This window comes from Commensalibacter communis (assembly GCF_947179105.1).
Classification (GTDB): Bacteria; Pseudomonadota; Alphaproteobacteria; order Acetobacterales; family Acetobacteraceae; genus Commensalibacter; species Commensalibacter communis.
In genome coordinates this window covers 28416-42233 of the sequence record NZ_CAMXCK010000005.1, presented here as the reverse complement: position 1 = coordinate 42233, position 13818 = coordinate 28416, and the positions used below count along the sequence as shown (strand labels likewise).

The window sequence follows — 13818 nt, the reverse complement described above, 5'->3', positions numbered from 1 at the left end:
ACTATTTACGAACCATCAGCACCTGCATTTTGTTCTAGCATTTTAATCATCTCGACAACGGTGTATAAAGCCCTTTTTATAGGTTCAGTAAGATTAAAAGAACAATTAAGCCTTATATAATTTCGAGGTAAATTATCTTGTTGAAACAAAATGCTAGGGGCGATTACAATTTTTTTATCTAGCAAATGTTGGTATAGAACGGTGCTATCAACATTTATGGGTAATTGTATCCATAAAAAATAACCTGTCGCATATAAATAAATCTTGCAACTTTTGGGTAGTATTTCTTTTAATAATTTATAATACGTATTTTTATTTTTCTGTAATTTTAGCCGTAATTGTCTCAAATGTTTTTCGTAATGATGTGTGCCGATAAAATCTACCAATGCATGCTGCATTAAATTACTGGCTGAAACAGTGCTCATCAATTGCAAATGTTGAATTGCATTGGAAAATGGTCGAGAATGCACCCACCCCACCCGAACACCTGCGCCTAATATTTTCGAGAATGATGAACAATGCAATACATAATTTTCTTTATCAAAATGTTTTACTGATAAAGGTTTTTGTTTTTCGTAAAATAGCTCTTGATAAACATCATCTTCGATTAAATAGACTTTATATCGATGCAACAACTCTGCAATCACTAATTTAATTTCATTACTGACGGTAAATCCGATGGGATTATGTGCATTTAACATTAACCAACAAACTTTGATTGGATAATTTTTCAAAGCACTCTCAAACGCATTCACATCAAACCCATGCTCGGGGTGCTCGGGTATCGTGATAACATTTAAACCCAATCTTTCTGCTGCTTGCCAAGCCCCATAAAAGATTGTTTGTTGTAATAAGATAAAATCCCCAGGTTTAGTCAATGCTTGCAAAGATAAATTTAATGCATCCAATGCTCCAGAAGTAATCACAATATCTTCTGGTTGCGTCGAAATCCCATTTAAACTGTATCGACTGGCTAAGATTTGTCTGAGATGCAAAGACCCTGGTGGCATGCTGTCAGTGCTGAGCGAGCTATTGGGTAGTTTGGCATGTTGAGAAAGAATTTTCATAAAATGAATGTTGCATAATAGTGGAACCGATGGAAAGGCCGATCCTAGTGGAATGACATGATCTTGTTGCAACCTCTTTAGATGATCGAATACCAATGAATTAATTTCAATATTGGTGTTTAATGCTACTTTGTTGGTATGTTCTGGAGATATATTTATATCCCCAGAAACGTAATATCCTGATTTTTGCTTTGTATAAATCCATCCTTTTGCTTCCAATTCTTGATATGCATTTAATACTGTCATCAAGCTATATCCGGAGCTTTGAGCCTGCGCTCTTAACGACGGTAATTTTTTATGTGCAGGCCATGACCCACTTTCGATCAAAAATTGAATATTTTGAGCAAGCTGTCTGAATTTATACATCGATCTCAACATCATAAAATACAAGTAGCACCATAATAAGAGATCTCAGACTCTAATGATAAATGCTGTTCTTGGCCATTAATAATATGACTCGAAAGAACTGTGCCACAACACCCAAAGACAACACTCCAGACAACCATAAAACAACAAACCATTGCCATTGTTTTAATTGTAAGTTTTTTGTACGATTAATGATACCCTTCATCATCTACCCCCACTTTACTTTTAAACACCCAATACGTTAATATCGTATAACCAATAATTATCGGTAGTAAAATCGCAACACCAACCAAAGCAAATAATTGGCTGCTATGGGGCGCTGCCGCCTGCCATAATGAGACAGAAGGTGGAATAATATTTGGCCATAAACTAATCAAAAAACCAGCATAAGTAATCAGCACCAAACATAGAATATATAAAAATGGTTGCTTATCACTTTGTGTCCGACACGCACGCAAAATCAACCAAGAAAATAGTAACACTAAGACAGGTACTGGTGAAAGATACATTAAATTGGGCATCTTAAACCAGCGTGATGCGATCTCTGGATGAATAAAAGGCGTATAAAAACTGACACCTGCAAAAATGACTAATAAACCAATGAGTAATTTAGGCATTAATTGATACATACTTTGTTGCAAATCATCTTTGGTTTTCATCACTAACCAAGCGCATCCCAAAGCAGCATACATCATCACAACACCCACACCGGTAAAAATGGAAAACGGTGTTAACCAATCAAGAGGCCCCCCAGCATAGGCGTTATTTACCACATGTATCCCTTGGATATATGCGCCCAAAATAACCCCTTGGAAAAAACTGGCTAGGGTTGATCCCCATATAAATGCCCAATCCCAAAGATATTTGCTGCGATGTGCCTTAAAGCGAAATTCAAAAGCCACCCCTCTGAAAATAAGAGAGACAAGCATCAAAATAATCGGAATATATAAGGCGGATAGAACCGTAGCATAAACCAATGGGAATGCAGCAAATAATCCAGCCCCTCCCAGCACCATCCATGTTTCATTTCCATCCCAAACAGGGGCAACCGTATTCATCATCACATCACGATGCTTATGACTTTTGACAAAAGGAAATAAAATCCCTATTCCCAAATCAAAACCATCCAAAACAATGTAAATCAGCACACCAAGAGCAATAATACTCGCCCAAATAACTGCTAAATCTATCATAATAACTCATCCTTACTATTCAGTTTTGCAGGTGAAGCATGCAAAGGATATTCCTTGGGTCCTTGATTGATTAATTTGAAAATATAGTATATTCCGCTACCAAAGACGACCGTGTAAACAGTGACAAAAATAATTAAACTTAATCCGACTTGATCTGCGACAACCGTGTTCGAAAACCCATGTTCTGTGCGTAACATATTATAAACAACCCATGGCTGACGACCAACTTCTGTGGTTACCCAGCCTGCTAATAACGCAATATATCCTGTGGGCCCCATAAATAATGCAAAATAACTGAACCATTTGCTGCTATATAGTCGCTTTTTATACCTCAACCACAACGCTGTAAAAGACATTGCAATCATCAAGAAACATAGCCCAACCATCAAGCGAAAAGTCCAAAAAACAATTAAAGAATTGGGCCTATCTTGTGCTGGGAACTCTTTTAACCCTTTAACAACACCATTCCAACGATGGGTTAAAATTAAACTACCGACATAAGGGAGAGAAACAGTGTAATAATTTTTTTCCTGCTTCATATCTGGAATAGTAAATAAAATCAAAGCCATTGGATTATCCGTATTGGTTTCCCAATGTGCCTCAATAGCTGCCAATTTAGCAGGCTGATATTTTAACGTATTTAACCCTTGTGCATCCCCGAAATAAACTTGAGCACAAGACGTAATTAAAACCATCCATAACGCCATGGAAAATGCTTTCATTGTCATTGGCGAGCGATGACCACGTAATAACTGCCATCCTGATGCCCCAACTACTAACAAAGAAGACACTAAAAAAGCGGCTGTTCCCATATGAAGTAATCGATGGATGAAACTTGGGTTAAAGATAATTTGCAACCAATCATGGGGGACAATAATTCCATTTTCAACAGTAAACCCTTGAGGCGTCTGCATCCAGCTGTTCGAAGATAAGATCCAAAACATTGAAATACATGTTCCCAATGCCACCATAAAAGTCGCCGTAAAATGCGCTTTTGGTCCAACACGTCCCCACCCAAATAACATGATACCAAGAAAACCTGCCTCCAGAAAAAACGCGCTTAACACTTCATATGCTAACAAAGGACCTGTGACACTTCCTGCAATACGGGAAAATTCGCTCCAATTGGTTCCGAATTGATATGCCATCACAATACCAGATACCACCCCCATTCCAAATGCAACCGCAAATATCTTGGACCAGTATTTAAACATATCTAAGTAAATTTTCTGTCCAGTACGCAGCCACTTCCATTCAATAATCGCCAAAAAACAGGCTAGACCAATAGAAGTCGCTGGAAATATGATATGAAACGAAACGGTAAATGCAAATTGTAACCGCGCCAATTCCAATGCTGTAAGACCAAAGAACATAATTACACCCTATACACTTTGTTAATGAAGATGCTGCACAAAGACTATCAAGAATGTAATGATGCGAATGTATAAAAAAAAGGTAAGATACAAAAAATAAAATAAAAACTATAACAAATAATAAAGAAACTGTTATATATCGATCGAAAATTAATTCTATATGGTATATCTGTTATACCATATACAAATTCATTGCCATTCAGTTACGCTTTACATCAACTTGATTGTTCCTTTATAACTCATTTATAGCGGAAACTCTATTAAAAAATCAGCGCTATTTTTTGGATAAATTAATGATATCTTTTATCTTTTATTTCTTGGCTGCTTTTGCAGAAATTGCGGGATGTTTTTCATTTTGGGCATGGGTACGTTTGGGCAAGACCCCATTATGGATCATCCCAGGCACGTTCTCTTTGTTATTTTTCGCATGGATGTTAACTAAAGTTGATGTAGATGTTGCTGGACGTGCTTATGCGATTTATGGTGGAATTTATATTCTTTGTTCTTTGATATGGTTATGGGCGATCGAAGATACCCCACCTGATAAATGGGATATCACAGGTGCAGCAATTTGTTTAATCGGGGCAAGTATTATTCTATTCGCCCCACGTTCGTAACAAGTATTATTTACACATTAAATCCTTTGCCACAGCCTCGGCCATTTTTATTCCATCGATCGCAGCAGACATGATCCCTCCCGCATAGCCAGCCCCTTCGCCTGCAGGATACAGACCTTGTGTATTGATACTGTTACCATTTTCTTCTCTGGGAATACGAACAGGCGAAGAGGTTCTGGTTTCAACACCTGTCATCACTGCATCGGCAAAGCTAAAACCGGACAATTTACGATTAAAAGAGGGTAGAGCCTCTTTGATAGCATTCACTACAAAATTCGGTAATATATCAATCAAATTACTGGGGGTGACGCCTGGCTTATAAGAAGGAATAACTTCCCCCAATGCAGTTGTTGCTCGACCAGCAAGGAAATCTTCCACACGTTGGACAGGGGCTTTGTAATCTGATCCACCCAAGACAAAGGCTTTGCGTTCCAATGCTCTTTGAAAATCAATACCGGCCAAAGGATTATCTGGATAATCTTTTTGAGGATCAACACTGACGACTAACGCTGCATTAGCATTGCGTTCCGCACGGGAATATTGGCTCATTCCATTGGTTACCACACCCCCTTCTTCTGAAGCAGCAGCCACCACTGTTCCACCAGGACACATACAAAAAGAGTAAACGCCACGATCATTGCCTGCATGATGCACTAATTTATAATCTGCTGCCCCCAGCTTTTCATGACCGGCCTGAGGGCCAAAGCGGACTTTATCAATCATGGATTGAGGATGTTCTATACGCACCCCAACAGAAAAAGGTTTGGCTTGAATAGCAACGCCATCTTTGTATAAGGATGTCATCATATCTCTGGCACTGTGCCCTGTCGCGAGGATCACATGACGACTGGCGATTTCAGTGCCATCCGTCAACTTGACCCCTATAATTTGACGGTCTTTATCCATCAATATTGAATCAACATGCGCACTAAATTGATAAGATCCGCCGTAAGATTCAATTTCAGCACGGATTTGTTCTACCATACTGACCAAGCGAAACGTCCCAATATGGGGCTTAGAAAGATATAAAATCTCTTCGGGCGCACCCGCTTTGACAAATTCCGTTAATACTTTATGCCCATAATGATTGGGGTCACTGATTTGCGTATATAATTTTCCATCAGAGAATGTTCCAGCCCCACCCTCGCCGTATTGCACGTTACTTTCTGGATTAAAATTCGTTTTACGCCAAAACGCAAAAGTATCCACTGTGCGTTCCCGAACCGCTTTACCACGTTCCAAAATCAACGGGCGTAGTCCCATTTGTGCTAATAAAAGCCCAGCCATAAATCCACAGGGCCCAGCCCCAATCACAATCGGTCGCTGATAGGAAGACTGGCTGGATAATTGTTCACCATCAGCACGATCAACAACAAATTGATACTTCACTTCGGGTGCTTTTTGAATATGTTTATCTTGCGTATGAACATTCAAACAATCCGTATCATTCTCGACAGTGCAATCAATCGTATAGACCAATAAAATATGACCCCGTCTGCGTGCATCATAACCACGACGAACAATGTGGTAATCAATGATATTGGTTGCAAGGCGTTCGTGGAGTGCATTTTCTAAATCTGCATCACTGTGATTAAGAGGAAGTTTAAGTTCTGTAATTCGAATCATCGGCTTTATAACTGTGAAAAATATTAATAGAATAGTTAAGCAAGTTTATTTCAGGATATACCTTATAAATAGCATAGAAAACTATTTATATTTATCACCAAAATGAGTATATAATATGAAAATTAAATACATATTTATATATCCTTCTTATTTTATCAATTAAAATCCCACCCTCATCCCCAAAGGATCGCCTGTCATGTCCGATCATTCCACTCATCATCATGAACATGACCATTCACATGACGACCATCATGGATGCGATGGTCACTCCCATACACATTCGCATTCGCATGCACATGGACATCACCATGTTCCAAAATCTTTTGGCACTGCTTTTGCGGTCGGTATTACGTTAAACCTGATTTACGTGATCGCCGAAGCAGCATGGGGGTTTTGGGGTAACTCTTTGGCATTATTAGCCGATGCTGGACATAATCTTTCGGATATTCTTGCGTTGGCATGTGCTTGGATTGCCGCAATTCTGGGGCAAAAAAAACCAACTGATAACTTCACTTATGGATATCGCAGGACTTCTATTCTCGCATCCCTGACCAATGCTGTGATTTTGTTGATCGTCACAGGTGGTATTATCTTAGAAGCCATCGAACGTATTTTTCACCCCGCACCTGTTGCTGGATGGACAGTCATTATTGTGGCGGCAATTGGTGTGGTGGTCAATGGCGTAACTGCCATGATGTTTGCCTCTGGACACAAAGAAGATCTGAATATCAAAGGCGCATTCTTACACATGGCTTATGATGCGCTGCTTTCATTGGGCGTTGTCATTACAGGGATTATTATTCTCTTTACCAACTTTAACCTATTGGATCCAATTATCAGCCTTGTTGTTTCAATTGTTATTATTATGGGAACTTGGTCTTTACTTAAGGATTCTGTGACTTTGGCGGTGGATGGCGTGCCTACCAATATCAATCGCAAAGATGTCGAACAATATTTACGTGCATTGCCCAGCATCGTTGATTTACATGACTTGCATATATGGGCAATGAGCACCACAGAAACAGCGTTGACCGTTCATTTGGTCAGTAATGTTGACCATCGTTTAGATGATTTCCTATCTGTTACTTCTCAGCAGTTAAAAGATCAGTTTAAAATTGGACATACAACCATTCAAATTGAATTACAGCATGAAGCCGAGATTTGTCTTTTAGCGCACGCTGAAACCGTATGATATTTCAACATAACAATAGAAATTACCTCTATGATTGTCAAAGTGATCCAAAATAAAAAAATACTGTTTAGTATTGGCAGCATTTTTATCAGTATCCTCGTATTTACTCTAAAATACATAGCTTGGTATACTACAAACAGTGTTGCGTTCTATTCGGACATGCTGGAAACATTGATTAATGTTGCAGCTGCCATCTTGGGATGTGTTGCATTAATTTTTGCATCTCGCCCTGCCGATCAGCAACACCCTTATGGTCATCATAAAGCAGAATATATTTCCGCAGCCATCGAAGGTTTACTCGTATTAACCACGGCGGCATTAATTTTATATGAATCAGTCGAAGCTTGGCAACATCCTAAACTGCCCACAGCACCTTTTATTGGGATATTATTCAATGGTTCTGCGGGTATCGTCAATTTATTTTGGTGTATTATTCTGATCAAAGTCGGTAGAAAATATTGTTCTCCTGCGTTGATTGCTGGTGGAGAGCATATTTTATCGGACGTTTGGACAACAGTGGGGCTAATTTGTGGCTTCATTTTAATCCCACTGTTTCAATGGTCTTTACTGGATGCGATATTAGGCTTTTGTATTGCTATTAATGTTCTACGCGTGGGATTACACGTGATTGTTGACTCTTTCAACGGGTTAATGGATCAAGCACCGCCAAAGCAAGTCACAGAACATATTTACGAAATCATCAAAGCAAATGCCACCGAAGCATTAGAGTTCCATATGGTTCGCTTTCGCCAAGTCGGTGCAATGACGTTCATTGATTTTCATTTGGTTGTTCCTGGCACAATGAATGTTTACAAAGCCCATGAAATATGTGACAAAATTGAAATGGCTCTGAGAAAAGCAGTTGGTTCGATTTCCGTTAATATTCATGTTGAACCTGAAAACGAAGCAAAAATAACGATTCCAAAATAACCAAAAATTAACGTTTCGATAAATTTATATTTTTTTTGATTTTTTCCAATTAAAATATATATTTTTTAACAGAATTCGCATAGTATACGGGCATTACTGAATCAAATTGGTTATAAATATGCAAATTCCTTCTCGTTGTGCAATTCTTCTTGACGCTGGGTATATTGAATATATTACACGGCAAGAATTTCCTAATTTACAAATTAACTACGAAAAGTTAGTGAAAGAAATCACTTCGGACCATTCTTTATTCAGAACTTTTTACTATAATTGTCTGCCCAGCTTGGATTTTTCAACAGCTGAAGACGATAGAAACCTTTATGAAGGAAAAATGAATTTCTTCGAGGCGCTGAAATTCCTTCCTCATTTCGAAGTAAGGCTTGGTTTCTTGTCTAAATATGAAGATCAAGAGGGTAATTCGCTCAGCTTTCATCAAAAACGCGTCGATATCTTGATGGTTGTTGATATGATGCAACTTGCTTTGACGAAACAGATTGACCACTTAATTATTGCCACAGGGGATGGTGACTTGATCCCTGCAATCCAGGCGGTTAAGCAATCAGGTATTCTTGTTACCTTATGGCATGGGTCTTTTCGTGGAAAAGCCGCCCCAAACAGAGAGCTTTTCCAAATTTGTGATGAACGATATGAATTAGGAAAAATTATTCATAAAATACAAAAACAAGGTCGATAATTTGCTCGAAAACCATCAGAAGTTACCTATGCTGATGCTGCCAAATCGACCAATCCAATAATGCCTTTTTCAGTACCAAAGCACAAGATATCACCTGAATTGTTAAAGTTCAAAGCAGTAATTGCGCCAAATGCTTTGTCTTGCCCCAAGCTGATTGGCAATACTTTTTCCCCATCTGGGCTGATTAATAGAACACTGCCATCAATAAACCCTGCGGCCAGCAAATCCCCATAAACAGGATGAAACCGCACAATCGTGCAATATCCACCAGGAATACCAGGCAATTCAACAGGTGGTTTGCCCATCGGCCCCCCATCAAAAAAAGGCCACATCACCACTGCTTCAGCACCACTGGTTGCCAACCACTTACCTTCTTTAGAGAAATTAAGTGATTGTACTTTCACTGGATACCCACTCATGCGCATATTATGACCATCAGAAACACGCCACCCATGTAGATCGTGGTCTTGCATAGAGGTTACAATCGCCTCTTCCTGTGGATGCAATGCAACAACCAAGTGGCTGCCTTTCCAAGTAAACTCTTTAACCTTGGTATTGTCTTTCAAAGACCATAAAGTAGCACCATTATAATAAGAAGTTACCAACTTTTGACCATCTTGGTTAAACACCAAATCACTGACGGTTGATTCATGTTCTATAATGGTTTTCGGTTCATCAAAATGATCTTGATAAATATGAACCTCTTTCCCGACTGTAAAAGCAACCATTATGCCAACATTGGTTTCATCAAACCAAGTGACCATACGCTCTGCCCATCGTTTGGTTTTTAGCAATAATTCAGGCTCTTTTCCTGGAATAGTGCGTAAAATTTTATTATCGTCGCCCGCAGTAATAAAGCCAGAGGGCGTCATATCTTGTGATAGACATAATATTCCCCCTTCATGAGGCTGTAATTTTTGCCAATTGTTAGGTTGTTGCAAGTCTTTACGAGCAACCAACCATAAATCCCCATCAGCAGTCGCAAAAGCAATATATTGACCGTCTTGAGAATGAACACAGCCAATGATATTGCCTTCAACCTCTTTAAATTGTCCTCGGCTGTCAATTAATTGAAGTGGTGCTTGCATGTTTGTTCCTATCTTCTCTTACTGAGCAATACAGCTTTTAAAGCCATCGCGAAGTTTCTTTTCATCTAAATAGCGACCGATGAAGACCAACCTAGAACATCTTTTTTCATTTTCTTTCCAAGGGCGAATAAAATCCCCATCAGCCATCATGTGGACGGCTTGAAACGCAAAGCATTCTTTGGAATCAGAGAAATTTAATATTCCTTTAGTACGTAACAAGTCGACACCAAATTGTTGCAAAACAGAACCTATCCAAAGGTCAAAGCGTTTTGAATCTAAAGGTTTATCTTCCAATAAGGAAATGCTAGTCACGCCATCCCCATGATGATGATGTGCGTCATGGTCATGCTTATGATCGTGATCGTGATCGTGATCGTGATCGTGATCGTGATCGTGATCGTGATCGTGATCGTGATCGTGATCGTGATCGTGATCGTGATCGTGATGATTATCCAAGAAATCTGGGGCTAATTCCAATGCTTTTTTAAGATCAAATCCACCACGATCTAAAATTTTATCCAACGCAATTTGACCTTTTTGCGTATGATATAAAGCCACATAAGGGTTAATCGCTTTAACCCGTTGCTCAACTGTTTTTAAGGTCTTTTCATCCACAAGATCAGTTTTATTCAGCAAAATCACATCAGCAAATGCGATTTGATTGACCGCTTCTTTGCTGTCATCCAAGGTTTGCATCACATGTTGAGCATCAACTACAGCAATCACCGCATCCAATCTGGTCTTTTGTTTAACATCTTCATCGACAAAAAAAGTCTGTGCCACAGGCGCAGGATCAGCCAGACCCGTTGTTTCAACAATAATCCCATCGAATTTCATGCGGCGTTTCATCAACGTTCCTAGAATACGCACCAAATCACCACGGATCGTACAACAAACACAGCCATTATTCATTTCAAAGATTTCTTCGTCTGCATCAACGACCAAATCATTATCAATGCCCAATTCACCATATTCATTCACAATCACCGCATATTTCTTACCGTGTTGTTGCGTCAAAATATGATTTAACAAAGTCGTTTTACCTGCACCTAAATATCCTGTCAGAACCGTCACTGGCACTGTATCTTTAATTTCAGACATCTCTACTCTCTTTCTTTGATTGTTGTTTGATAATCCCAACTATATGCTAGACCCATGCCCAGTAATAAGAAAAACCATCCCCCCAAAGGCATATTAAAAAAGCTGCTCGTCGAGGATAAAGGCCATTCATGAATAAAAACAGCTGCAAATAATCCCACACACCATGCTTTTTGAATGGCTTGATTTTTGGTTGTTACAGTGATTGTTAATCCTTTTGTCAGCTCAATCAATAAACTGCAAATCGTTAAAATAAATAATAGTAATCCAGGAATACCCGCATCAATAAAAATCTGTAAATAATGATTATGAGGATGCGTTAAACAAATGATTGCTCCCCCACCATTTCCAGAGCTGGGATCCCAAAATGGCCAGCCATGAAAATAAATAGGATTACCACAAGCATGCTTGAATGCATCATACCCTAACCCTGCCCATGGATTCATAATCCCCATAACGAATGCTCTGACATACACTAACCCATAAGGGCTGGATGAAAAATGGGACATTTGATCTATAAAATGCGTTACCAAATGATTAAAACTTTCAGGAGAGGTAAAAGCAGTCACAAGTATCAACATAGGAATTGCAACCAGCGCTGCCAATGCGACAACACGCAGATATTTTAACCAAATCGTTGCAATCCCTAAACCAAATACAAATAAAACAAAAGGCATTCTTTGTCCTGCCAAGACCATCATTCCAATCACAAATAGCAAGCATAATAATGTATAAATTTGACCTTTAGGTTTTTTATATTCCCATAATAAATAAGCACAACCAGCCAAAGTAACCGGTAGTAAAATACGTGATAATGGTGCAGCAGCCCGAGGATGTTCATAAGGACCCGTCAAAGTTCCATCAAAGTAACGTGGCATTCCTAAAATATTATACCCGATAATGAGCTGAGCTAGCATATTAAGTAAAATGTAAATGGTACAAAATGCAATCACATAAGCCAACCATCTGCGATATCTTGCTTCTCTTAACACCCATTGTTGAAGAGCAATAATAAAAAACAAGAAGCGCACAATACCTATCGCTTGAAGAAAGCTGCCATTTGTTGCATAGCCTGAAAATGAACCAAAAGGGATGGTGCAAATCAACAACCATCCCCACCAAGCAAACATCAGCATTACCCAAGTTTGTTTCGTCCATTCCCATTCTTTGTTAATCAAACAATTCAATATAAAACAAATAGCTACATAACTGATTAATCCATCTGCGATCCCTCTGAAATGCGTCAAAAAGAGTGGCAAAATAAGCGTTGCACCAATTGAAGTATATTGAAAAAAATCTGATATTTTTTTACTTGTAACCATATAAAAACTGCACCACTCAACATATAAATGCTAATAACGATTCCATATAACCCAGCATAATGCCGTATTCTATAATAATCGCAGCGTAAAAAAAACTTTTATTAATAATGCTCAACGGATAAAGCAGAGCATATTCTTTTTCTAAATGCGACCAATCTTTGAAATGCTTCTTGTTTATTATACACAGAGGCTTGTTGTATCGCTTTTACTGATAACTCTTGTCGTAATTGCATATTTTTAAGTAATTTAGATAATAATAGCACCGCATGTTCGGGCTTTTTAGGATCTATCAACAACCCACCCTGCCCCACGATTTGAGGCAAAGCCCCCACGAAGGATGCCAACAAAGGAGTACCGCATGCCATTGCCTCCAAAGCCGTCATACCAAAAGGTTCCGACCATCGGCTGGGCATAATGACTACCGAAGCATGCGCCATCTTTTGCAATACTTGATCGTAGGGCAAGTACCCCGTCATATGGATCTGTTTTGACTTAATTTGATGTTTCAACTGCTGAATAAAAGGCGTTTCAGGACTATTCACATCAAAACGATCCGCACCAATAATTTCCACTGTCCATGTTGGATCTATTTGCAAAAACTGTTCGCATATCTGCACAAATAAATCCGCTCCCTTATCTGCAACCACACGACCAACGAATAAAATTTTTTTTTCTCGCTCTGGAATTGGAACATATTCAGGAATTTCTTGAAGATCGATATTATTGGGCAATATAGTAATATTACCCACAACTTGACGCGATAAGAAACGTTCTTTCACCCATTGAGATACCGCAACAACATGCACTTTACGCAATATTCTTTTGCGCTCTATACTGGTCTTTAGTCCCCTCATCGACAATGGATCGTTATGCAATGTCAGGGTTACGGGTATTTTTGGAAATCTTTGAGCAATAAACAAAGCTATTTCAGGACGATTATGAATTTCAATCAAACAAGGGCGATATTTTCTAACCACACTGGCCACACCATAACGATATGCTTTGTTTTTCATAAAGATTGAAAACCAGTTTTTAGAAATCTCTAAATAACGCAACCCTGAGAATGGTAAGCTAGTCAGCGCCCTACCGACGATCAAATCATCAGGTTGTGCTAAACGACGCACCAGCAACCCAACCGCACCAACACAATCAGTCGAAAATCCTTCTTTAGGAGGCAGCACTGTCATTATCCTTGATGTTTTATCCATCATGACAGAACGTTCTCCTTCTTAATGATTAATAGAATGTAAAT

Annotated in this window: 13 protein-coding genes; 4 read left to right on the top strand and 9 right to left on the bottom strand. The window is 38.9% G+C overall.

Annotated features, from left to right (window positions below; genetic code table 11):
• Positions 1–5: 5 nt before the first annotated feature.
• The 4 genes from PQG52_RS08840 to PQG52_RS08825 are packed head-to-tail and all read right to left on the bottom strand — an operon-like array spanning position 6 to position 3999.
• Positions 6–1433 (bottom strand): aminotransferase-like domain-containing protein, encoded by a 1428-nt coding sequence (locus PQG52_RS08840; protein WP_271829075.1) that lies wholly within the window; start codon positions 1431–1433, stop codon positions 6–8.
• A 52-nt stretch (positions 1434–1485) separates the two neighbouring features.
• On the bottom strand, positions 1486–1641 hold the full coding sequence (locus PQG52_RS08835; RefSeq protein ID WP_271790608.1) for a hypothetical protein: 156 nt from the start codon (positions 1639–1641) through the stop codon (positions 1486–1488).
• Positions 1622–2626 (bottom strand): cytochrome d ubiquinol oxidase subunit II, encoded by a 1005-nt coding sequence (gene cydB, locus PQG52_RS08830; protein ID WP_271829074.1) that lies wholly within the window; start codon positions 2624–2626, stop codon positions 1622–1624. The genes PQG52_RS08835 and cydB overlap by 20 nt, the downstream gene beginning before the upstream one ends.
• Entirely contained in the window at positions 2623–3999 is a 1377-nt protein-coding gene (locus PQG52_RS08825) for a cytochrome ubiquinol oxidase subunit I (protein ID WP_271829073.1), read from the bottom strand. The genes cydB and PQG52_RS08825 overlap by 4 nt, the downstream gene beginning before the upstream one ends.
• A gap of 293 nt (positions 4000–4292) precedes the next feature.
• On the opposite strand from PQG52_RS08825, the gene PQG52_RS08820 reads away from it, so the two are divergent.
• Positions 4293–4616 (top strand): YnfA family protein, encoded by a 324-nt coding sequence (locus tag PQG52_RS08820; protein ID WP_271829071.1) that lies wholly within the window; start codon positions 4293–4295, stop codon positions 4614–4616.
• A 6-nt stretch (positions 4617–4622) separates the two neighbouring features.
• On the opposite strand, the gene PQG52_RS08815 is transcribed toward PQG52_RS08820, so the two are convergent.
• On the bottom strand, positions 4623–6242 hold the full coding sequence (locus PQG52_RS08815; protein WP_271829070.1) for an NAD(P)/FAD-dependent oxidoreductase: 1620 nt from the start codon (positions 6240–6242) through the stop codon (positions 4623–4625).
• Positions 6243–6438: 196 nt separating this feature from the next.
• Between PQG52_RS08815 and PQG52_RS08810 the strand changes: the two genes are divergently transcribed.
• The 3 genes from PQG52_RS08810 (at position 6439) to PQG52_RS08800 (ending at position 9058) form a co-directional block, all read left to right on the top strand.
• Positions 6439–7434 carry a cation diffusion facilitator family transporter gene (locus PQG52_RS08810; protein ID WP_271829068.1) on the top strand — a complete coding sequence of 332 codons (996 nt, stop codon included), beginning with the start codon at positions 6439–6441 and terminating at the stop codon, positions 7432–7434.
• Between the two features lie 30 nt (positions 7435–7464).
• A complete protein-coding gene (locus PQG52_RS08805; protein WP_271829067.1) occupies positions 7465–8364 on the top strand; it encodes a cation diffusion facilitator family transporter in 900 nt (299 codons plus the stop codon).
• Positions 8365–8482: 118 nt separating this feature from the next.
• Positions 8483–9058, top strand: a complete 576-nt coding sequence (locus PQG52_RS08800; protein WP_271790615.1) for an NYN domain-containing protein — start codon at positions 8483–8485, stop codon at positions 9056–9058.
• Positions 9059–9084: 26 nt separating this feature from the next.
• Here the strand turns inward: PQG52_RS08800 and PQG52_RS08795 are convergent, their stop codons facing one another.
• The 4 genes from PQG52_RS08795 to PQG52_RS08780 form a co-directional block, all read right to left on the bottom strand.
• Positions 9085–10146, bottom strand: coding sequence for a WD40 repeat domain-containing protein (locus tag PQG52_RS08795; protein WP_271790616.1), 1062 nt, complete (start codon positions 10144–10146; stop codon positions 9085–9087).
• An 18-nt stretch (positions 10147–10164) separates the two neighbouring features.
• Complete coding sequence (locus PQG52_RS08790) at positions 10165–11247, bottom strand: CobW family GTP-binding protein (protein ID WP_271829066.1); 1083 nt, start codon at positions 11245–11247, stop codon at positions 10165–10167.
• Positions 11248–11249: 2 nt separating this feature from the next.
• Positions 11250–12566: an O-antigen ligase family protein gene (locus tag PQG52_RS08785; RefSeq protein ID WP_271829065.1), complete on the bottom strand. Its 1317-nt coding sequence runs from the start codon at positions 12564–12566 to the stop codon at positions 11250–11252.
• A gap of 101 nt (positions 12567–12667) precedes the next feature.
• Positions 12668–13777, bottom strand: a complete 1110-nt coding sequence (locus PQG52_RS08780) for a glycosyltransferase family 4 protein (protein WP_271829063.1) — start codon at positions 13775–13777, stop codon at positions 12668–12670.
• Positions 13778–13818: the final 41 nt, after the last annotated feature.